Below are 21,773 nucleotides of genomic sequence, written 5' to 3'. Positions count from 1 at the left end.
CCCCGAGGAGGTGGCGGCCGAGGTGGCCAGCTGGGACGACTACAAGGAGCTCTCGCAGAAGGCCAAGGAGGCCGGCCAGTTCACCTGCGACGCCCCCTACGGCGTCTACGTGCTGGGGCTGGCCCAGGAGGGGTTCAAGTACGTCGACACCTCCAGCGGGACCCCGGTCAACCAGGTCGACTCCCCGGAGAACAAGGCCTCCTTCGACCGGGCCGCCGACCTCGTCCAGGACGACCTGTGCGCCGGCACCAACCCCTACTCGGCCGAGTGGAACTCCGCCATCGCCCAGGACAGCCTGGTCGCCTTCATCGGCGCCGGCTACCAGGAGGGCATCCTGAAGCCCGCGGCCGGCGAGGACAGCACGGAGTGGCGCGTCACCGCCACCCCGGGCGGCGCCGGCTCGACCCCCGGCTCCTTCGTGACCGCCCTGGGCACCAACGGCAACACCGAGGCGGCCGCCGAGGTGGCGCAGTTCCTCGCCTCCCCCGAGGCCCTCAAGGACGCCTACCTGACCCGTGGGCTGTTCCCGCCCGCCGTCGAGCTCTACGACGACCCCGAGCTGCTGGAGGGCGACCCCTTCTACGGCGGCCAGTCCGCCTTCGGCACGCTGGCCGGGATCGCCGAGAACACCGAGGAGGCCTTCGGCGGGATCGGCTCGGGCACCATCAGCTCGCGCTTCCGCGACGTGCTCGACGAGGTCGACACCACCGGCCGCGACCCGGAGGAGGCCTACCAGGCCGTCGCCGAGGAGTTCGCCGACTACACCGGATGACCGCGCCGGTCGCCGGCGGCGGACCCGTCGCCGGCGACCGTCCGGCACAGAACAGAGAGGACCTGTCGTGGCTGACGCAGCTGTGACGTCCCGCACCGGCGCCCGACGCGGCGCTCCCAGCACCACCCCTGCCCCGCGACGACGACGCGGGGGCGTCCTGCGCCACTGGCGCGAGTACCTGGCCATCGCGCCCTTCTACGTGCTGTTCCTGGCCTTCGGCCTGGTGCCGCTGCTGTACGCCGTCCAGCTCAGCACCATCAGCTGGGACGGCCTGGCCGACCCCGTCTTCGTCGGCCTGGACCAGTTCCGCCGGGTGCTCTTCGGCGGCGAGTTCGGCGTGGCCCTGGTCAACACCGTGGTCATCTTCTTCATGGGCCAGGTGCCGGTGGTGATCGGCGCGCTCGTGGCCGCCGTGCTGCTGAGCCGCCGCGGGCTGCGGGGCGCCGGCGTCTACCAGACGCTCTTCTTCCTGCCGCAGGTCACCTCGGTGGTGGCCATCGCGGTGGTGTTCCAGTCGCTGTTCTCGCAGAGCTACGGCATCGTCAACCGGCTGCTGTCGATGGTCGGCATCGGGCCGGTGCCCTGGCTGGAGAGCGCCTGGGGCGTCAAGGTCGTCATCGCGCTGATGATCATCTGGCAGACCACCGGCTACTTCATGGTGATCTTCCTCGCCGGCCTCGCCGCCATCGACCCCGCCCTGTACGAGGCGGCCACCCTGGACGGCGCCGGCGGCGTCCAGCGCTTCTTCCACATCACCCTGCCGATGCTGCGCCCGACCATCATCTTCGTGCTGGTGACCGGGACGATCAGCGGGTTCCAGCTGTTCACCCAGCCGCAGGTGCTGCTCAACGGCGGCACCGGTCCCTTCGACAGCGGGCTGACCATGATGTACCTGCAGGTGCGCTACCTGGGCAGCTCCGGCTCGGGCACCGCGGTCTTCCCCGACCTCGGCTACGCCGCCGCGATCGGCTGGGCCATCTTCGTCGTGCTCGTCGTGCTGGCCGCGGTCAACGCCGCGGTGCTGCGCCGCAACAGGAGGCTCTGATGTCCGCACCCACGCTGCTCGCCGAGCAGGCGACGACGCCCGAGCACCCGACGCCCCCGCGGCGGCGGGCGCTGACCCGGCACCGGATGGGCAACTACCTGGTGCACGTGCCGCTGCTGCTGGCCGCGGTGCTGTTCGCCTTCCCCTTCTACTGGCTGGTGGTGATGGCCACCAGCTCGACGTCGGAGATCTTCACCTCCCCGCCGCGGCTGGTGCCGGGGACCAAGTTCGGGGAGAACTTCGCCGAGGTGCTCTCGGGCTCGCCGTTCCTGTTCGCCTTCTCCAACTCGGTGTTCGTGACGGTGGTCGGCTCGCTGCTGCAGGTCTTCTTCGCCGCGCTGGGGGGCTTCGTCTTCGCCAAGTACCGCTTCCCGGGGCGGGACAAGCTGTTCGGGCTGCTGGTGGTGACCATGGCGCTCCCCACCGGGGTGGCGATCGTGCCCAACTTCCAGATCTACGCCAACCTGGGCTGGCTGAACACCTACTGGCCGCTGCTGGTCCCCGGGGCGGCGAGCGCGTTCGGCATCTTCTGGATGCGGCAGGCGGCGACCGCCTCCATCCCCGACGAGCTGCTCGAGGCGGCGCGCGTCGACGGCGCCGGGTTCTGGCGGGTCTTCCGCCACGTGGGGCTGCCGGGGCTGAGCTCGACCATCGCCGCGTTCACCGTCTTCCAGGTGATGTGGAACTGGAACGAGTACCTGTGGCCGCTGCTGGTGCTCAGCGACACCGACCTCTACACCCTGCCGCTGGCCCTGCAGCTGCTCAAGGGCGCCTACGGCTCGGTGGACTACTCGGTGGTGATGGCCGGGACGCTCGTCGCCACCCTGCCGCTGGTGGTGCTGTTCCTGATCTTCCGGCGGACCGTGATGAGCCACGCCTCCGCCGGGGCCATCAAGGGCTGACCGCCCGACGACGCCCGGGGCCCGGCACCGCTGCCGGCCCCCGGGCGTCGTGCGCGTCCAGGTAGGCGTGCAGCGCGGCGGCCCCGGCGAGCATCGCCCGCCCCCGCGCCGAGAGGCGGCCGCGCCAGTCGCGCAGCACCGACTCCAGCGGGGCGACCCCGCCGGCGCCACGGACCTGGGCGACCACCGGGGCGATCTGCTGCAGCAGGTAGCCGCCGCGCCGCAGCTGGTGCACCAGCTGGGCGTCGCGCACGTCGGCCGGGCTGTAGACCCGGTACCCCGTCCGCGGGTCGCGGCCCGGGCGCAGCAGGCCGGCCCGTTCCCACGTGCGCAGGGTCGCCGGACGCACCCCCAGCCGCCGGGCCAGCGGGCCGACGAAGGTGCTCCCCCGTTCTGGCGGCAGCGGCCGCAGGTCGCCGAGCGCAGCCTCCACCGCCTCCAGCGTGCGGCGGTCCTCCAGCAGCTGGGCGTGGCTCTCGTCGACCAGGCGGAGCGCGGCGTCGGTGCCGTCGCGGTGCAGCGTCTGCATCACCGCCGTGGCCCTCGGCTGGCCGTGGCCGGGGACGAGCGCCAGGAAGGCGCGCAGCGCCCGGGCGTGCGCCGGGGTGTAACGGCGGTAGCCGTGCTCGGTGCGGTCGGCCGCCGGGAGGATGCCGGCCGCCTCGTAGTTCCTCACCGCCTGCGTGGACAACCCGTGCTCGCGGGCCAGGTCGACCGGGCGGAGCCGACCCACGTGTTGAGGGTTTCGCACCGACCTGCCCTCCGTTCCGCGCCGAGGTCTCAACCGAGGGTTCAACGATACCGTTGAAGCATGACGTCCCTGCACGACCTGACCGCCCACCCGGTCGACGCCGACGCCGTGGTGGGACTGCTTCCGCGGCGACCCCGCCTGCTCGCCCTCGGTGAGCCCACCCACGGCGAGGAGGCCCTGCTCGAGGTCCGCAACGAGCTCTTCCGCTCCCTCGTCGAGGAGCAGGGCTACCGGACCATCGCCCTCGAGAGCGACTGCCTGAAGGGGCTGCTCGTGGACGACCACGTCACCTCCGGAGCGGGCGACCTCGACCACGTGATGACCTCCGGCCTCAGCCACGGCTTGGGCGCGGCCGCCGCCAACCGGGAGCTGGTGCGCTGGCTGCGGAGCCACAACGACGGCCGACCCGCCTCGGAGCAGGTGCACCTCGCCGGCTTCGACGGCCCGCTGGAGATGGCGGGCGCCGCGAGCCCGCGGGAGGCGCTCACCGGACTCCACGGCTACCTGGCGGCGGCGCTCGACCCCGGCCTGCTGCCCTGCACCCCGGCGGAGCTGGCGGAGCTGCTGGGTCCCGACGGGCGCTGGAGCGACCCCGCGGCCATGGCGGATCCCTCCCGCTCCGTCGGGCGGTCCCCGGACGCGGCGCGGCTGCGGCTCCTCGCCGACGACCTGTCGGCGCTGCTGGAGGCCCAGACCCCGCACCTGGTCGCCGCGACCTCGGTCGCGCGGTGGCACCGGGCACGGTTGCTCGCGCGGACGGCCACCGGGCTGCTGCGCTACCACGCCGCACAGGCGGACCCCTCCCCGCACCGGCTCACCCGGCTCTGCGCCCTGCGGGACGCCATGATGGCCGCCAACCTGCTCGCCCTCGCCGAACAGGGGCCGGTGCTGGTGCACGCCCACAACGCGCACCTGCAGCGCGACCTGAGCAGCATGCAGATGGCCGGGCACCGGGTGGAGTGGTGGAGCGCCGGGGCCCTGGTCAGCACCCACCTGGGGCAGGACTACGCCTTCCTGGCCACCGCGGTGGGGACCATCCCCCACCGCGGCGTGGACGCCCCGCCGCCGGGCACGCCGGAGGGCGTGCTGCACGCGCTGCCGCAGGACCGCTTCGTGGTCGACGCCCGGGCGCTCGCCGAGCAGCTCGGCGACGCGGCGCCCCGCGTCTCGCCCTGGTTCGGCTACGCCCCCCTCGACCCGTCGCAGCTGGGCAGCACCGACGGCGTCGTGTTCCTCCGGAGCTCAACCGCCACCTACTGGCCCAGCTGAGGCCCGCCGGTCAGGGCCGGGCGGGGAACCCCTCGGCCCGGACGACCCAGCCCTCGGCGGCCGGCGGGACGACCCGGCTGCCGTCGGGCCGCACCCAGCCCCCGGCCAGCAGCGCGACGGCCATCAGCAGCCCGCCGTTGCCCGGCAGGTAGAGCGGCAGCCGGTTGTCGACCTGGAAGTTGTGGCCGTTGGCCAGGTAGGTGTTCTTGACCTCGGGCCGCAGCAGCAGCTCCAGCGCCAGCCCCGGCTCGCCGAGCCGGGTGGCGCACATGGCCATCACCGGGAAGTCCCAGCCCCAGGCGCTGGGCCAGCGCCACCGCTCCAGCACCCGGTCGAGGGTGGCCCGCATCACCTGCGCATCGACGAGCCCGGTGTCGGGCACGACGCCGAGCGCGGCCAGCATCGACGGGTGGTCGGTGTACTCGGTGCGCGGCGGGCGCTGCACGGCGTCGTAGCAGCCGTCCTCGGAGACGTCGAGCACCAGCCCGGCCGCCACCTCGTCCCAGTCCGCGCGACGTCCGAGCCCCTGCCGCTCGCGCCAGCGCTGCGCCGTCTCCAGCGCCCAGCGGAAGTAGGCGGTCTCGAACAGCGGGTCCCAGCTGTCGCTGCTGCCGTACACCTCCTGGGCCGGGATCAGCGGCGGCGGCAGGTGGTAACGGCCGTCGTCCTCGCGCAGCGCGAAGGAGGCGATGAACTCCGCCGTCTCGGCCACGATCTCGTCGTAGCGGGCCAGCACCGCCGGGTCCTCGCCGCGCGCCTGGTAGATGAGCTCGGCGAAGTGGATGGGGTGCGGCTGCTGCCAGACGAGCAACGGGCCGATGCGGTTCGGGTGCTCGATCCCCTCGGGACCGACGTGCTTGGGCCACCGGGCTCCGCGGAAGCCCTGGGCGCGGGCCGTCTCGCGGGCGACGTCGAGGACGGAGTCGTACCAGTCGAAGCTGCGCTCGAGCAGCTCCGGGCGTCCCCATGCGGCGAAGTGGGCCGCGTGCCACCAGTGCATCTCCAGGTGGAACGTGCCCGACCAGCTGTTGCAGACCAGACCGCTCTCCTGCGAGGGCGTCGACCCCGCGCAGTTGACGGCGGTCTGGTACTGCGAGAGGACGATCCGCCGCTCCAGCTCCGCGGCCCGCGGGTCGGTGCTGCCCGACAGGTCCACCGCGGCCCCGCTGAGCCAGAAGGCCTCCCAGCCCCGCCGGCTGGCCGCCTCGGTGGCGGCCACGTCGGGCAGCGGGCGGCCGTCCTCGGCGGGCGCCAGCTCGAGGGCCAGCTCGAGCACGTCCGCGCCGGCCGAGTCGAGCAGGTAGGTGTGCGGGGCCGTCTGCACGAAGCGGTCGCGGGGCAGCCCGCCGGCCACGGCCACGTAGCGGGTGCGGTCGAGGCGACGGTCGAAGACGGTGCCGTGCTCGCCGTCGCGCAGGGTGGTGCTGTGGTCGTCGGGGCGGTCCCAGTCGGCGTCGGCCTCGAAGGTGTCGTGGACGTGGGGGAAGGCCAGCTGCAGCCGGGCCCGGCCGTCGACCAGCAGCTCGGACTCCACCCGCACGGCGAGCACGTCCCGTTCGGGGTGCACCGTCGTGGTCACCCGGACCGGGCTGCCGCCGCAGCGGAAGGAGCTGGTCAGGATCCCGGTCCACGGGTCGAGCTCCTGCTCGGTCTGGGTCAGCTCGTCCAGGCCCACCCGCCGGCCGTCCGACGTCGTCAGCGCCAGCCCCACCTGCACCAGGTGCAGCCGCTGGGGGTTGACCCAGAAGTAGTAGCCGGGGGCCTCGTCGCCCACCGAGGCCGCCTTGTCCTTGTGGTAGTCGTACCGCGTCGGGTACTGCACCGGACCACGGGGGCTGTCGTAGGTCTCCATGGTGTCGGCCAGGGTCCAGCGCTCGGGGTTGGGCGTCCAGTGGTAGCCCCACTGGCTCTGGGTGCCCAGCGGCATGGCGCTGCGGCCCTCGGCCCGCGCGGTCGCCCGGTCGTGCAGCTCGGGGAAGGTCTGCAGGCCGGTGATGTCGGCGGTGAAGCACAGCTCGCCGTTGCCCACGCTCAGCGGTGACAGCGGGTCGGGGCGCTCGTGGCGGACACGGTGACGGCGCACGAGGGCGTGGCGGTCGATCGTCATGGTGCTCCCGGGCTCGGAGGGTGTGGTGACGTCCACCCTATGGTAAAACGTTTGTCTCGCTTGCCGAACCTCCCAGGATCGGCTCCCCGGCGCGGCCGGGAAAGCGCCCGAGGCCCGGAGGGAGGCCCTACGCTGTGCCAATGGCCACGCTGAGGGACGTCGCCGCCCACGCCGGCGTCTCCATCTCGGTCGCCTCCCGGGTCCTCAACGACGACCCCGAGGTGCGGATCCGCGCCGAGACGCGCCAGCGCGTCGTGGACGCGGCCCGGCTGCTCAGCTACGCCCCCAACTCCGCCGGGCGCTCGCTGCGCAAGGCCCGGTCCTCGGTGCTGGCCCTGGTCGTCCCCGACGTCACCAACGCCACCTTCACCGACCTCACCCGCGGGGTCGAGGAGGAGGCGCTGCGCCGCGGCTACTCGGTGCTGCTGGGCTCGAGCGAGCGCATGCAGCCCGGCACCCAGGGGTTCTCCCGGCTGCTGTCGGAGCGGCGGGTCGACGGCGTGCTGCTGCAGAAGGGCGACGACACCCGCGGCGAGCTGGTCACCAGCGCCCTCACCGACCACCGCCAGATCACCTTCGTCAACTCCGGCCCGGTGGAGGACATCAGCACGGTGGCCCTGGACGACCAGACCGGCGCGGCCCTGGCCACCCAGCACCTGCTCGACCTGGGGCACCGCCGGATCGGGCTGGTGAACGGACTACCGACGGCCGACACCGGACGCCGTCGCGCCGAGGGGTTCGCCACCGCGCTGGCCGGCGCCGGGCTGCGCGCCGACGAGCGCCACGTCACCGAGCTGGGCTACACCCTGCCTGCGGGACGCAACGCCGCCCGGCTGATCCTCTCCCGGCCGCACCCGCCCACCGCGGTGGTGGTGGCCAACGTCAACGCGGCCTTCGGCGTCCTGCTGGAGGCCCGCGAGATGGGCGTCGACGTCCCCGGCTCGCTCTCGGTAGTCGCGGTGCACGACGTGTGGGAGGCCGACATCCCGGTGCCGGCGCTGACCACGGTCAAGATGCCCATGGTCGAGCTCGGCGCCACCGCGGTCAGCGAGCTGCTGGACCGCATCTCCGGCGGCCCCGCCCGTCACGCGGTCGTCCGCGACCCGGCCCCGGTCGTCGTCCTCCGCGAGTCCACCGCCCCACCCCCCGCCTGACCCCGGTTCCCGGCGGAGGGGACGGGCACCGAGGGGCAGCAGCCGGGGTGGGTGGTGCTGGGAGGCGGGGGTGGCGTAGGGTCTGGACAAACGTTTGTCCAGGGTCGCCCGGGTGAGGGCGGCACGTGTCCGCGAAGGTGCGCCATGACCCCGTCCTCCCGCCCGCCGATCGGCTTCGGGGCGGCCTACTACGCCGAGTACCAGCCGGTGCCCCGACTGGCCGAGGACATGCGGCTGATGCGCGAGGCCGGCTTCAGCGTGATCCGGGTCGGGGAGTCCACCTGGAGCACCTGGGAGCCCTCGGACGGCGTCTTCGCCACCGACTGGATGCGTGAGGTGCTCGACGCCGCCGAGCAGCACGGCATCGGGGTCGTGCTGGGGACGCCGACCTACGCCGTGCCGCCGTGGCTGGCCCGCAAGCACCCCGAGATCGCGGGCGAGCCCCGCACCGGCCAGCCGCTGCGCTGGGGCGCCCGCCAGGAGGTCGACCTCACCGCCCCGGCCTTCCGCGAGCACGCCGAGCGCATCATCCGCCTGGTCACCGGCACCTTCGCCGACCACCCCGCCGTGCAGGGCTACCAGGTCGACAACGAGCCCGGCCTGCTGCTGCTGCACAACGAGCACGTGGTGGCCCGGTTCCGCCGCTGGCTGGCCGAGCGCTTCAGCTCGGTCGAGGAGCTGAACGAGCGGTGGGGGCTGGTGTACTGGTCGCACCGGCTGACGTCCTTCGACGAGCTGTGGGCTCCCGACCACAACGCCCAGCCGCAGTACGACCTGGCCTGGCGGCTGTTCCAGACCGAGCTGGTCGACGAGTTCATCGGCTGGCAGGCCGACCTGGTCCGCGAGGTCGCCCGCCCCGACCAGTTCGTCACCACCTGCATCGCCTACGACCGGCCCGCCACCGACGACCTGCGGCTGTCGGAGCGCCTCGACATCAGCTCCGGCAACGCCTACTACCGGATGCGGGACGCCCTCGCCCACCCCTCCCCCACCGTCCCGCAGAGCTGGATGACCAGCGGCACCTGGAGCGTCTTCCTGTCCGCGGACCGGATGTTCGCCTCCCGCGGCGCCCCCTTCCTGGTCACCGAGACCAACGCCGGCCCGATCCACGCCTCCAACGTCAACGAGCCCGGCTACGACGGCCAGTGGCGCCAGGTGGCCTGGGCGATGGTGGCCCGTGGCGCCCGGCTGATCGAGTACTGGCACTGGCACACCGCCCACTTCGGCACCGAGACCCACTGGGTCGGCGTGCTCCCGCACGACCTGCAGCCCGGGCGCGTCTACCGCAACGTGGCCGCGCTGGGACGCGAGATCGAGCAGCTCGGTCCCGTGGTGGCCGGCACCCGTCCCGACAGCCAGGTGGGGTTGCTGTTCTCCACCCCCTCCAAGTTCGCGCTCGCCTTCGAGCCGGTCTTCGGCGACGAGCCGCGGGCCGTGTCGGGGCGCAGCTACCAGCGGATCGTGGAGTCCTTCTACCGGGGCGCCTTCGGCGCGGGCCTGCAGACCCGGGTGCTGCACGACCGGGCGCTGCCGTCGGGTGCGGAGCTGGCGGCGGAGCTGCCCGTGCTCGTGGCCGCGGGTCTCTACGTGGCCGCCGACGCGGTCCTCGACGTGCTGGTCGACTACGTGGCCGCCGGCGGGCACCTCGTGCTGGGGCCGCGCAGCGCCTACGCCGACGAGTGGGCCTGCGCCCGCACCGAGGTCAAGCCGGCCCGGCTGGCCGAGCTGGCCGGCCTCCGCTACCAGGAGTTCGTCACCCTCGACCAGCCGGTCCCGCTGCGGTCGGGCGCCTCCGACTGGCCCGCCGGCGCGGCCGCGACGGGCTGGATGGAGCTGCTGGAGCCCGCCGGTGCCGAGGTGCTGGCCGGCTACGACCACCCCGAGCTCGGCGCCTTCGCCGCGGTCACCAGCCAGCCGGCCGGCGCGGGACGCATCACCGTGGTGGGCACGGTTCTCGACGACGAGGCGGTGACCGCCCTGTTCCGCCGGATCGCCGCCGAGCAGGCGCTGCCGGTCCTCGACACCGGCGGCGCCACCTCGGTCACGCACGCCTCGGCCACCGCCGAGGACGGCCGCAGCCGGATCCACTTCGTCTTCAACTGGTCCGGGCAGCCGGTCCGGGTGCCCTGCCCCCAGGGGTGGCGCGACCTGACCGGCCCCGCCGGACCCTTCCTGGAGCTGGGCCGGTGGGACGTCCGCATCCTGGAGGAGCCGCTGTGCTGACCACCTCGGCACGCACCAGCGTGCATATCCATTCAGCCTTGCGACGTCATTCGACGGCGCTCTACGGTGAACCGACCGATGCGACGTCCGCCAGGATGCAAGGAAGCTGCTGACATGGACACCCCCGCCGCCCCCACCCGGCTCCGCTTCGACCACCTCGACGCCCCCGTGCTCGGCACCGGCAACCCCGAGCCGCGGCTGTCCTGGCAGGTGCCGTCGGCTCCCGACGGCTGGCGCCAGCGAGGCAGCCAGATCGAGGTGACCCGCGACGACGGCCGGACGCAGCTGTTCGACCGCGACGACGCCGAGCAGGTGCTGGTGCCCTGGCCGGCCGCCCCGCTGACCAGCCGCGAGGCCGCCACCGTCCGGGTCCGGGTGCGGGGCGGGAACGGAGACGGGGGCGAGAACGGGAGCGGGGACGAGGACGGGGCGTGGAGCGCCTGGAGCGAGCCGGCCCGCGTCGAGGCGGGGCTGCTCGACCCGGCGGACTGGCAGGCCGTCTGCATCGGTCCGGCCGAGGCCGACGGCCCGGCGCCGGTGCTCGGCGCCTCGGTCGAGCTCGACGAGGTGGTCTCCGCGCGCCTCTACGTCACCGCGCTGGGCCTCTACCGCGCCCGGATCAACGGCCGGCGGGTCGGCACGGACGAGCTGGCCCCCGGCTGGACGGCCTACCAGGCCAGGCTGCCCTACCGCACCTTCGACGTCACCGACCACCTCCGCGCCGGCCGCAACGACCTCGAGCTCCTCGTCGGCAACGGCTGGTGGAGCGGGCGCATCGGCTACGAGAAGCAGCGCGGCAAGTACGGCAGCGAACGCGGTGCGCTGGCCCAGCTGGAGGTCGTCACCGCCTCCGGACGCCGCGTGCTGGCCACCGGCGAGCACTGGCGGGCCGGGCGCAGCGGCATCCTGGCCGACGACCTCTTCGACGGCCAGACCACCGACCTCACCGCCGCGCCGCCCCAGCTGAGCGAGCCGGTCCGGGCGCTGCCGCTGGACCCCGCCGTCCTGGTGGCACCGACCGGGCCGGCCATCGCCGTCACCGAGGAGGTGGCCGCGGTCGAGCTGTCCGAGCCGCGTCCCGGCGTCACCCGCATCGACTTCGGGCAGAACCTGGTCGGCTGGGTGCGCCTCGCCGTCCGCGGCGCCGACGGCGGCGAGGTCGTGGTGCGCCACGCCGAGGTGCTCGAGCACGGGGAGCTGGGCGTGCGGCCGCTGCGCACCGCCCGCGCCACCGACCGCTACCTGCTGCCCGCCGACGGCGGCGAGCACGTGCTGGAGCCGTGCTTCACCTTCCACGGCTTCCGCTACGCCGAGGTCACCGGGGTGGCGGGTCTGCGGCCGGAGGACGTGCAGGCCGTCGTGCTGCACTCCGACCTCCGCCGGACCGGCTGGTTCGAGTGCTCCGACGAGCGGCTGAACCAGCTGCACCGCAACGTCGTCTGGGGCATGCGGGGCAACTTCGTCGGCGTCCCCACCGACTGCCCGCAGCGCGACGAGCGGCTGGGCTGGACCGGTGACATCCAGGTGTTCGCCCCCACCGCCACCTACCTCTTCGACACCGCGGGGTTCCTGCAGAGCTGGCTCGGCGACGTCAGCGCCGAGCAGCACCCCGACGGCACCGTGCCGTGGGTGGTCCCCGACGTCCTCACCAGCCCCTCCCCGCCGACCGCCGCCTGGGGCGACGCCGCGGTGGTCGTGCCCGACGTGCTGCACCGGGCCTACGGCGACGCCGACGTGCTGCGCACCCAGCTGGGCAGCATGCGCGGCTGGGTCGACCGGGTCGCCGCCGAGGCCGGGGCCGACCTGCTGTGGACCGGCGGGTTCCAGTTCGGCGACTGGCTCGACCCGGCGGCCCCGCCCGACGACCCGTTCGCCGCCCGGGTCGACGCCGACCTTGTCGCCACCGCCTGCTTCGCCCGCTGCGCGCGGATCCTGGCCGACGCCGCCGCGGTGGTCGGCGCCGAGCAGGACGCACGGCGCTACGGCGCGCTGGCCGACGGCGTCCGCGAGGCCTTCGCCGCCCAGTACGTGACGCCCGGCGGCCGGATGGTCTCCGACAGCGTGACCGCCTACGCGATGGCGCTGGAGTGGGACCTGCTGCCCGACGCCGCCCGCCCGGCGGCCGGGCGCCGGCTGGCCGACCTCGTCCGCGCCGAGGACTTCCGGGTGGCCACCGGCTTCGTCGGCACCCCGCTGGTCACCGACGCGCTGACCCGCGCCGGTTACCCGGAGGTGGCCTACCGGCTGCTGCTGCAGACCGACTGCCCCTCCTGGCTGTACCAGGTGCAGATGGGCGCCACCACCATCTGGGAGCGGTGGGACTCGATGCTGCCCGACGGCACCATCAACCCCGGCCAGATGACGTCGTTCAACCACTACGCCCTCGGCGCCGTGGCCGACTGGCTGCACCGCACGGTGGCCGGGCTGGCGATCGGTGCGCCGGGCTACCGCGAGGTCGTGGTGCGCCCGGTGCCCACCCGCCGCCTCGACCACGCCAGCACCCGCCACGCCAGCCCCTACGGCGAGATCCGGGTCGGCTGGTCCCGCCGCGGCACCGAGGTGGGCGTGCACGCCGAGCTGCCGGTCGGGGTCTCGGCCACGGTCTGGCTGCCCGGCGCCGGGCAGCCGCAGCGGGTCGGGCCCGGGTCGCACGAGTGGGTCGTGGCCGACCCCTCGCTGCTCCCCCGCGAGATCCGCACCATCGCCGACGTGCTCGACGACGCCGAGCTGTGGCGCCGCGTCGTCGAGGTCGTCGCCGGTCCCGGCGAGGTGTCGGGCGCCGGCGAGCTCGCCGCCCGTCTCGGCCGCTACCTCGGCGCCTCGGTCGCCGACCTGGCGCTGCGGGCCGCGCCGCCGTTCAAGGCCCACCTGGCCGAGCAGCTGCGTCCCCGGCTCGACGCCGTCCTGGCCGAGGCGGCCGCCTCCCGATGACCCCCGCCCAAGGAGCCCCTGCCATGACCACCACCGTCCCCGCCCGCCCGCACGCGCCGCTGACCGCGCTGGACGGCGACTCCGCCCGCTGGGCCGGCGGGTACTGGGGCGAGCTGCTCGAGCGCGTCCGCGACACCACCGTGCCCACCATGTGGGAGTCCTTCACCGACCCCGCGCAGAGCCCCGGGTGGCGCAACTTCCGCATCGCCGCCGGTGAGGAGGAGGGCGAGCACGAGGGCCCGCCCTACCTCGACGGGGACGTCTACAAGTGGCTGGAGGCGGCCACCAGCCTGCTGGCCAGCCAGCCCGACGACGAGCTCGAGGCCACCGTGGAGCAGGTGGTGCAGATGATCGCCGCGGTGCAGCGCGAGGACGGCTACCTGCACACCCCCACGCTGATCGCCGCCCGCAACGCCCGCGGCGCCGTGGCGCTGGCCGACCGGTTCCACTTCGAGACCTACAACCTCGGTCACCTGATCACCGCCGGCGTGGTGCACCACCGGGTCACCGGCCGCACCACCCTGCTCGAGGTGGCCCGGCGGGCCGCCGCCTACCTGGAGGGGGTCGCCGCCGACGACCCCGACGGGCTGGCCCGCAGCGCCATCTGCCCCTCGCACTACATGGCCGTGGTCGACCTGTACCGCGCCACCGGCGAGGAGCGGTGGCTGCGGCTGGCCGAGACCTTCGTGGCCGTCCGCGACCACTTCTCCGGCGGCGACGACAACCAGGACCGGCTGCCGGTGCGCGAGCAGCGGGTGGTGGCCGGGCACGCCGTCCGGGCCAACTACCTCTACGCCGGCCTGGCCGACCTGGTGGCCGAGACCGGCGACCAGGAGCTGCTGGAGGTGCTGCAGCGGCTGTGGCAGGACGTCGCCGACACCAAGCTGTACCTCACCGGCGGCTGCGGTGCGCTCTACGACGGCGCCTCCCCGCAGGGCTACCCCTGGCAGGACCAGATCAGCCGGGTCCACCAGGCCTACGGCCGGCCCTACCAGCTGCCCAGCACCACCGCCCACAACGAGTCCTGCGCGCAGATCGGGATGATGCTGTGGAGCCGGCGGATGCTCGACCTCACCGGTGAGGCCCGCTACGCCGACGTCGTGGAGCAGATCGCCCACAACAGCCTCCGGGCCAGCATCGGGCTCGACGCGCAGAGCTACTTCTACACCAACCCGCTCCGCCAGGTCCGCGGGCTGACCTTCCCGCTGCGGATGCCCGGCGACACCGCGCTGAAGCCGGTGCCCGAGCCGCCGCCCTCGGACGAGCGGATGCGCCAGCACTACCTCAGCTGCTTCTGCTGTCCGCCCAACATCGCCCGCACGCTGGCGCAGCTGCACGGCTACGCCGGCTCGGTCTCGGCCGACGGGCTGTGGGTGCACCTGTACGCCGACGCGGACCTGCACGGACGCCTCGACGACGGACGCGAGCTCTCGCTGCAGCAGCGCACCGGCTACCCCTGGCACGAGCGGGTGGAGCTGACCGTCACCGACGCCGTCGCGGGCGGGATGCCGCTGCACCTGCGCATCCCGGGCTGGTGCACCGGGGCCACGCTCCGCGTGGACGGCGAGCCGGTGGAGGTCTCCGCCCCGGGCACCCACACCGTGCTGGACCGCGAGTGGCGCCCCGGGGACCGGATCGAGCTGACGCTGCCGATGCCGGTGCGGGTGCTGACCGGGCACCGGCTCGCCGAGGAGGTGACCAACCAGGTCGCGGTCACCCGCGGCCCCCTCGTCTACTGCCTGGAGAGCCCCGACCTGCCCGAGGGCGTGCGGCTGGAGCAGGTGGCGCTGCGTCGCGGCGTCCGCCTCACCGAGGTGGAGACCGAGGTCGCCGGCCACCGCGTGCTCGCCCTGACCGGCGAGGGCGTGGTGCTCCCCGCCGCCGACGACGACCAGCTCTACCGCGACCTCCCCGACGACCCGCTCGGCACCGTGGCGCTGCGGCTGCTGCCCTACTACACCTGGGGCAACCGGGGACCGTCGGAGATGTCGGTCTGGCTCCCGCTGGCGTGGTGAGGCAGATGACCACGATGAACCAGGTGGTCCGGGCCACCTACCTGATCGAGACCAGCCTGCCGCTGGAGCGCGCCGCCGAGGTGCTGGCCGGCGAGCAGTCCACCGGCACCTTCATCCGGGTGGCGCGCGAGACCGACGACCTGCGCGCCCGCTTCGCCGCCCAGGTGGAGCGGATCGAGGAGCTGCCCCCGTCCGGGCTCTCCCCGTTGCCCGGGTCGGTCGGCGACCCCGCCGACCGTCGCCGCGCCCGGGTGACGCTCCGCTTCCCGCTGGACAACTTCGGCCCCTCGCTGCCGAACCTGCTGGCCGCGGTGGCCGGCAACCTCTTCGAGCTCAAGGAGCTCGCCGCGATCAAGCTGGTCGACCTGGAGCTGCCGGCGGCCTTCGCCGAGCGCTACCCGGGGCCGGCTTTCGGCGTCGAGGGCACCCGCCGGCTCATGTCGCGACCCGAGGGCGCCATGGTCGGCACCATCGTCAAGCCCAGCATCGGGCTGCCCCCGCAGGAGCTGGCCGAGCTGGTGGGCCAGCTGGCCGAGGCCGGGGTCGACTTCATCAAGGACGACGAGCTGCAGGGCAACGGGCCGCACGCGCCGCTGGCCGAGCGGGTGCGGGCCGTGATGCCGGTGCTGCTCCGCCACGCCGACCGCACCGGCACGATGCCGATGTACGCCTTCAACATCACCGACGACATCGGCCGGCTGGAGGCCAACCACGACCTGGTGGTGGGCGCCGGCGGCACCTGCGTGATGGCCTGCATCAACCTGGTCGGGCTGGCCGGCGTGGAGTTCCTGCGCCGGCACGCCGAGGTGCCGATCCACGGCCACCGGGCGATGTTCGGGGCGATCAACCGCTCCGCCCAGGTGGGGATCGGGTTCCGCGCCTGGCAGCAGCTGGCCCGGCTGTCGGGGGTGGACCACCTGCACACCAACGGCATCAGCAACAAGTTCTTCGAGAGCGACGAGGAGGTGCTGGACTCCATCGCCGCCGTCCGCCAGCCGCTGCTCGGCGGCTACCCCACCGTGCCGGTGCTGTCCTCGGGCCAGTGGGCCGGGCTGGCCCACGCGACCTACCGCGCCATCGCCACCACCGACGTGCTGGTGCTGGCCGGCGGCGGGATCCACGGCCACCCCGACGGCCCCGCGGCCGGGGTGGCCAGCATGCGCGAGGCCTGGGCGGCGGCCGAGGCGGGCGTCCCGCTGGCCACCGCGGCGGCGTCCTCGCCGGCCCTGCAGCACGCCATCGACACCTTCGGCCCGGCGCGTGACTAGCCCCCGGGTCTGCTTCTACGCCGACGACTTCACCGGCGCGGTCGACGCGCTGCTTCAGTTCACCCGGGCCGGCTGGCGCGGCCGGCTGCTGCTCGGCGCACCGGACGCGGCCGGGCTGGCTGAGCAGGCCGAGGGGCAGGACGTCCTCGGGGTGGCGGGCACGGCCCGCTCGCTGGGGCCGGCCGAGCTCGAGGCGCAGGTGCGCCCGGTGCTCGCCGACCTCGCCGCGCTCGGCCCCGAGGTGGTGCAGTACAAGGCCTGCTCCACCGCCGACTCCTCCCCCGACGTGGGCAACCTCGGCCGGGTGGTCGAGATCGGCCGCGAGCTGCTCGGCCAGCGCTGCGTGCCGCTGCTGTTCGCCCAGCCCGACTTCGGCCGCTGGACCGTCTTCGGGCACCACTTCGCCGCCGAGGCGGGCCGGGTGCACCGTCTCGACCGCCAGCCCACCATGTCGACCCACCCCGCCACCCCGATGACCGAGTCCGACCTCGCGCTCCACCTCGGCCGCCAGACCGCGCTGCCGGTGGGCTCGCTGCCGTGGAACGGCTACACCGACGCGGCCGCGGTCACCCGGGCGCTGCAGCAGGCCCCAGAAGCCGCGCTCGTGCTCGACGCCCTCACCGACGAGCACCTGCGGCTGCTGGCCACCGCCGTGCTCGGGCTGCGGACCGGGTCCGGCGCACCGGTCTTCGCCGTCGGCTCCGGCGGGCTCAGCGCCGGTCTCGCCGCCGCGCTGGGGGCCGCGCCGGCGTCCGCCCCGGCTCCCGCGCCGCGACCGGCAGGAGGGCCGGTGCTGGCCGTGTCCGGCAGCTGCTCGGGCCAGACCCGCCGGCAGGTCGAGCACGCCCGCGCGGCCGGCTGGCTGGTGCTGCCGCTGCCGCTGCAGGACGCCGACCCGGTCGCGGCCGTGACCGGTCCCGCCCTGGACGCCCTGACGCAGGGCCGCAGCGTGGTGGTCGCGTCGGCCGTCGACGGCCCCACCGCGACGCCGGTGCCCGTGGCCGAGGTGGCCGGGGCGCTGGCGGCGGTGACCCGTGCCGCGGTGACCGCTGGTCTCACCTCGCGGGTGGTGGTGTGCGGCGGCGACACCTCCAGCCGCGTCACCACCCTGCTGACCGCGACGTCGCTGGAGGTGGTGGCCAACCCGGTGGGCAACGTCGTGCTGGGCCGCCTCACCACCGCCGACCCGGCGCTGGACGGCCTGGAGGTCCTGCTCAAGGGCGGCCAGGTCGGACCCGTCGACCTGCTCGAGCTCGTCCGAAACCTGGGAGGAACCCGCTGATGGACCTGTTGGCCGACACCGAGGCGCTGGTCGCCGTGATCGAGGACACCGGACCCAGCCAGGGGGTGCTGCCGCCCCGGGCCCGGTTCGCCACCGACGCCCCGGTGCGCTCGCTGAACGGCCGCTGGGAGCTGCGCTGGTCGCCGGTGGCCACCCGCGCCCCCGCGCTGCCGTGGCAGGACGCGCAGCCCGCCGGTGACGGGGGCGCGGAGTGGAGCAGCGTCGAGGTGCCCGGCTGCTGGCAGCTGCAGGGGTTCGGCAGCCCGGTCTACTGCAGCGCGAAGTTCCCCTTCCCCGTCGACCCGCCGCACGTGCCCGACGAGAACCCGCTGGGCGACCACCGGCTGGTCTTCGACGCGGGCCCGGAGTTCCTCGACGGCGCCCGGCTCCGCTTCGACGGCGTCGACGGGCTGGCGCAGGTGTGGCTCAACCGGGAGCTGCTGGGCACGCTGCGCGGCAGCCGGCTCACCCACGAGCTCGACGTCACCGGCCGGCTCCGCGCCGAGGGCAACGAGCTGCTGGTGCGGGTGGTGCAGTGGAGCGCCTCGAGCTACGTCGAGGACCAGGACATGTGGTGGCTGACCGGCATCATCCGCGACGTCGACCTGGTGGCCTGCCCCCGCGACGGGCTCACCGACCTGCAGGTGGACGCCGACTACGACCCCGCTACCGGGCACGGCTGGCTGGACGTCCGCGCGACGTCCACCGGCACCGTCCGCTGGTCGCTGCCCGGTCTGGGGCTGCACGACCAGGAGCCGTCCGGACCGGTGGACGTCGGCCCGGTCAGCCCGTGGAGCGCCGAGCAGCCGGTGCTGCACGACCTCGTCGTGACGACCGGCACCGAGACCGCCCGGCTGCGGGTCGGCTTCCGCCGCATCACCATCTCCGACGGCCTGCTGCGCGCCAACGGGGTGCCCATCCGCTTCCGGGGCGTCAACCGGCACGACCACGACCCGAGCACCGGGCGCACCGTCACCCCGGAGTCGGTCCGCCGCGACCTGCTGATGATGAAGCAGGCCAACATGAACGCCGTCCGCACCAGCCACTACCCGCCGACGCCCTACCTGCTGGAGGTGGCCGACGAGCTCGGGCTGTGGGTGGTCGAGGAGGGCGACATCGAGTCCCACGGCTTCGTTCTTGTCGACTACCGGCGCAACCCGCCGGACGACCCGGCCTGGCGCGAGGCCCTGCTCGACCGCACCCGCCGGATGGTGCAGCGCGACCGCATCCACGCCTGCGTGGTGGTGTGGTCGCTCGGCAACGAGTCCGGCGGCGGCGCGAACCTGGCCGCCTGCACCGCGTGGATCAAGGCCGAGGACCCCACGCGTCCGGTGCACTACGAGCGCGACCCCTCCTTCGCCTACTCCGACCTGTACTCGCTGATGTACACCCCGGTCGACCGGCTGGAGCAGATCGGCGCCGGCACCGAGGAGGCCGAGCTGAGCGGGGAGCAGCAGACCGCCGGCAAGCCGTTCATCCTCTGCGAGTACGCCCACGCGATGGGCACCGGCCCCGGTGGGCTGAGCGAGTACGAGGAGCTGTTCGACCGCTACCCGCGGCTGCAGGGCGGCTTCGTCTGGGAGTGGTGCGACCACACGCTGTGGCACACCGACGCCGAGGGCCGGGAGTACCTGGCCTACGGCGGCGACTTCGGCGAGCCGCTGCACGACGGCAGCTTCGTGGCCGACGGGCTGGTGGAGTCCGACCGCACCCCGCGGCCGGGACTGGCCGACTACCGGCAGGTGATCGCCCCGGTGCGGCTGACCGTGGCCGCCGACCGGTCGGCGGTGACCGTCCGCAACCGCTACGACGTGACCACCACCGAGGACCTGCGCTTCTGCTGGCAGGTCGCCGGCGCCGAGGGCGTCCGGGCCGAGGGCGAGCTGGCCGTGCCGGCGCTGGCCCCGGGTGAGGAGACCACGGTCGCGCTGGCCGCGCCGGAGCCGGGCCCGGGCGAGGTGCTCACCGTGTCGGCGCTGACGGCGACCGAGACGGTGTGGGCGCCGGCCGGGCACGAGATCGCCTTCGGCCAGGCCGCGGCCCCGGAGCCGGCCGCGCTGCCGGCCGGCGGCGGGCCCGCCCCGCAGGTGCAGGGCCGGCGGGTCCGGGTGGGCGAGGCCGAGCTGGGCGTCGACACCGGGATGGTGGCGCTCTCCGGCCTGCCGCTGGTCGGGCCGCGGGTGTCGCTGTGGCGGGCGCCCACCGACAACGACCTCGGCCTCAACATGGCCCGCTTCGGGCAGCGCAGCGACGCCGAGCAGTGGACGTCGGCCGCGCTGGCGCACGTCAGCGCGCGGACCGTCGCCGTGCGCACCGAGGACGACGCGCTGGTGGTCGAGCAGCGGGTGGCGCCGCCGATGCACGACGTGGGTGTGGACGTCGTGCTGCGCTGGCGCTGGTGCGACGGGCTGGTGCTGGACGTCGACGCCACCCCCTACGGGCCGTGGACCAGCACGTGGGCGCGCTTCGGTCTCGACCTCGAGCTGCCCGGCCAGCGCGGCGGGCAGGAGCTGACCTGGTTCGGCGCCGGACCGGGGCCGAGCTACCCCGACACCGGGCAGGGCAACCGCTGGGGCTGGCACTCGGCGAGCGTGGACTCCTGGCAGGTGCACTACGCCCGCCCGCAGGAGAACGGCACCCGCCGGGCCCAGCGGCTCGAGCTCGAGCTGGCCGACCGGCGACGGCTGGTGGTGGAGGGCGACGGCCACCTGTCGCTGCGGCCCTGGGACGACGCCGAGCTGGACGCCGCCGCGCACCCGCACGAGCTGCCCGCCTCGGACCGGCTGGTGCTGGGCCTGCAGCTGGCCGTCCACGGGATCGGCACGGGGGCCTGCGGGCCCGGCGTGCTGCCGCAGCACCAGCTGCAGCCGCGCCCGGTCAGCGGGCGCTACCGGTTCAGCGTGCAGGGCTGACCGGACCGACGAGGAGAGGGGACCCAGATGACGTCCGAGCAGGAGCAGGGCACGACGGGAGCGGACGGGGAGCGCACCGCGCCGCGGCGGGTGGCGCTGCTGCACACCGGCGCGGTGGTGATCGCCCCGGTGATGGAGCTGGTCCGCGAGCAGCTGCCCGGTGTGACGGCGGTGAACTACCTCGACGACCGGATCGTGGCCGACCTGTCCGACCCGGCTACCGCGGCCTCGGTGCCGGGACGGGTGGGCGCGCTGGCGCGGGCGGCGGTGGACGGCGGCGCAGAGGCGGTGCTGCTGACCTGCTCCTCGATCAGCTGGCTGGCCGCGCCGACGGCCGAGGCGGTCGGCGTGCCGGTGCTGCGGATCGACGAGGCGATGGCCGACCGGGCGGTGGCCACCGGCCGCCGGGTGGCGGTGCTGGCCACCCTGCCCACCACCTGCGGCCCCACCTGCGACCTGGTGCAGGAGCGGGCCCGGCTGGCCGGGGTGGCGGTCGAGCTGACCAGCCGGGTGGTCGAGGGCGCGTTCGAGGCCGTCAGCTCCGGCGACCGGGCCACCCACGACCGGCTGGTGGCGGCCGCCATCGAGGAGGCCGCCCGGACCTCCGACGTGGTCGTGCTCGCCCAGGCCTCGATGGCCAGCGCCGCCTCCGCCGTCGAGGTCGGCACCCCCGTGCTGACCAGCCTCGACCTCGGCGTCCAGCGCTTCCGCGACCTCGTCCTGGACCTCTGACCCCGCCCCTCTGCCGTTCCTTCCGACGGGAAGTGGTCGGAGACGACAGCGGAACGCCCTGATCCGGCCCCGACCGCCGTCGTTCCCGACCACTTCCCGCGGGTAGCCGGGCTCGGGCCGGGGTCGGGCTCGGGCCGGGGTCGGGGGTGGGCAGGTCGGGCGGCGGCTGGCACACGGCCGGCCCCCGAGAACCTGTATGTCGTTGCGGTCACGGCCGGTGTGTCGCGGTGTGTCGGGCTGTCTGGGCCCCACGGCCTACAGGTTCTCGGGGCGGGCCGTGGGACCCGGGGCCCGCTCGCACGTCGCCCCGGCGACGGGCCGCCGTCCGCGCCCGGGGAGCGCGACAGCAGCGGCCGTCCCTGAGGACGTGTACGCGGTCCGGGCCAGACACCGCGACACGCCGCGACACA

The 21,773-nt window shown here is 74.6% G+C and carries 14 protein-coding genes; 12 read left to right on the top strand and 2 right to left on the bottom strand.

Translation table 11 applies throughout. The features are described 5' to 3' along the window. The 3 genes from GC722_RS01435 to GC722_RS01425 all read left to right on the top strand — a co-directional run. Window positions 1-772: ABC transporter substrate-binding protein (locus tag GC722_RS01435; RefSeq protein ID WP_197429681.1), on the top strand; the 772-nt coding region annotated here is incomplete at its 5' end. Window positions 773-839: 67 nt separating this feature from the next. Continuing rightward, window positions 840-1,817 carry a carbohydrate ABC transporter permease gene (locus GC722_RS01430; protein WP_197429680.1) on the top strand — a complete coding sequence of 326 codons (978 nt, stop codon included), beginning with the start codon at window positions 840-842 and terminating at the stop codon, window positions 1,815-1,817. Next, the gene (locus GC722_RS01425; protein ID WP_197429679.1) at window positions 1,817-2,719 is read left to right on the top strand and encodes a carbohydrate ABC transporter permease; all 903 of its coding nucleotides are present in this window, start codon (window positions 1,817-1,819) and stop codon (window positions 2,717-2,719) included. The genes GC722_RS01430 and GC722_RS01425 overlap by 1 nt, the downstream gene beginning before the upstream one ends. Here GC722_RS01425 and GC722_RS01420 read toward each other — a convergent pair. Continuing rightward, window positions 2,709-3,452 (bottom strand): TioE family transcriptional regulator, encoded by a 744-nt coding sequence (locus GC722_RS01420; protein WP_331714275.1) that lies wholly within the window; start codon window positions 3,450-3,452, stop codon window positions 2,709-2,711. The two genes, GC722_RS01425 and GC722_RS01420, sit on opposite strands and share 11 nt — an antisense overlap. Before the next feature lie 78 nt (window positions 3,453-3,530). Here GC722_RS01420 and GC722_RS01415 point away from each other — a divergent pair, with 78 nt between their 5' ends. Next, window positions 3,531-4,739: an erythromycin esterase family protein gene (locus tag GC722_RS01415; RefSeq protein WP_156607305.1), complete on the top strand. Its 1,209-nt coding sequence runs from the start codon at window positions 3,531-3,533 to the stop codon at window positions 4,737-4,739. Window positions 4,740-4,749: 10 nt separating this feature from the next. Here the strand turns inward: GC722_RS01415 and GC722_RS01410 are convergent, their stop codons facing one another. Further along, on the bottom strand, window positions 4,750-6,846 hold the full coding sequence (locus tag GC722_RS01410; protein ID WP_156607303.1) for a hypothetical protein: 2,097 nt from the start codon (window positions 6,844-6,846) through the stop codon (window positions 4,750-4,752). 140 nt (window positions 6,847-6,986) lie between these two features. Here GC722_RS01410 and GC722_RS01405 point away from each other — a divergent pair, with 140 nt between their 5' ends. From GC722_RS01405 to GC722_RS01370, 8 genes are all read left to right on the top strand, one after another. Then, on the top strand, window positions 6,987-8,000 hold the full coding sequence (locus tag GC722_RS01405) for a LacI family DNA-binding transcriptional regulator (RefSeq protein ID WP_156607301.1): 1,014 nt from the start codon (window positions 6,987-6,989) through the stop codon (window positions 7,998-8,000). 144 nt (window positions 8,001-8,144) lie between these two features. Then, a complete protein-coding gene (locus GC722_RS01400; protein WP_156607299.1) occupies window positions 8,145-10,223 on the top strand; it encodes a beta-galactosidase in 2,079 nt (692 codons plus the stop codon). A 114-nt stretch (window positions 10,224-10,337) separates the two neighbouring features. Next, window positions 10,338-13,154 (top strand): alpha-L-rhamnosidase, encoded by a 2,817-nt coding sequence (locus GC722_RS01395; protein ID WP_156607297.1) that lies wholly within the window; start codon window positions 10,338-10,340, stop codon window positions 13,152-13,154. Between the two features lie 23 nt (window positions 13,155-13,177). Further along, complete coding sequence (locus GC722_RS01390; RefSeq protein WP_156607294.1) at window positions 13,178-15,169, top strand: glycoside hydrolase family 127 protein; 1,992 nt, start codon at window positions 13,178-13,180, stop codon at window positions 15,167-15,169. A gap of 5 nt (window positions 15,170-15,174) precedes the next feature. Continuing rightward, window positions 15,175-16,437, top strand: a complete 1,263-nt coding sequence (locus GC722_RS01385) for a ribulose-bisphosphate carboxylase large subunit family protein (protein WP_197429678.1) — start codon at window positions 15,175-15,177, stop codon at window positions 16,435-16,437. Beyond that, window positions 16,430-17,719 (top strand): four-carbon acid sugar kinase family protein, encoded by a 1,290-nt coding sequence (locus GC722_RS19080; RefSeq protein WP_197429677.1) that lies wholly within the window; start codon window positions 16,430-16,432, stop codon window positions 17,717-17,719. The genes GC722_RS01385 and GC722_RS19080 overlap by 8 nt, the downstream gene beginning before the upstream one ends. Beyond that, window positions 17,719-20,631, top strand: a complete 2,913-nt coding sequence (locus tag GC722_RS01375) for a glycoside hydrolase family 2 TIM barrel-domain containing protein (RefSeq protein WP_156607292.1) — start codon at window positions 17,719-17,721, stop codon at window positions 20,629-20,631. The genes GC722_RS19080 and GC722_RS01375 overlap by 1 nt, the downstream gene beginning before the upstream one ends. Window positions 20,632-20,658: 27 nt before the next feature. Continuing rightward, window positions 20,659-21,363: an aspartate/glutamate racemase family protein gene (locus GC722_RS01370; RefSeq protein WP_156607289.1), complete on the top strand. Its 705-nt coding sequence runs from the start codon at window positions 20,659-20,661 to the stop codon at window positions 21,361-21,363. Window positions 21,364-21,773 lie beyond the last annotated feature (410 nt).

The organism is Auraticoccus cholistanensis (genome assembly GCF_009742705.1).
GTDB lineage: Bacteria > Actinomycetota > Actinomycetes > Propionibacteriales > Propionibacteriaceae > Auraticoccus > Auraticoccus cholistanensis.
The sequence above is the reverse complement of the archived record's forward strand: the minus strand, read 5'-3'. Positions and strand labels throughout refer to the sequence as shown.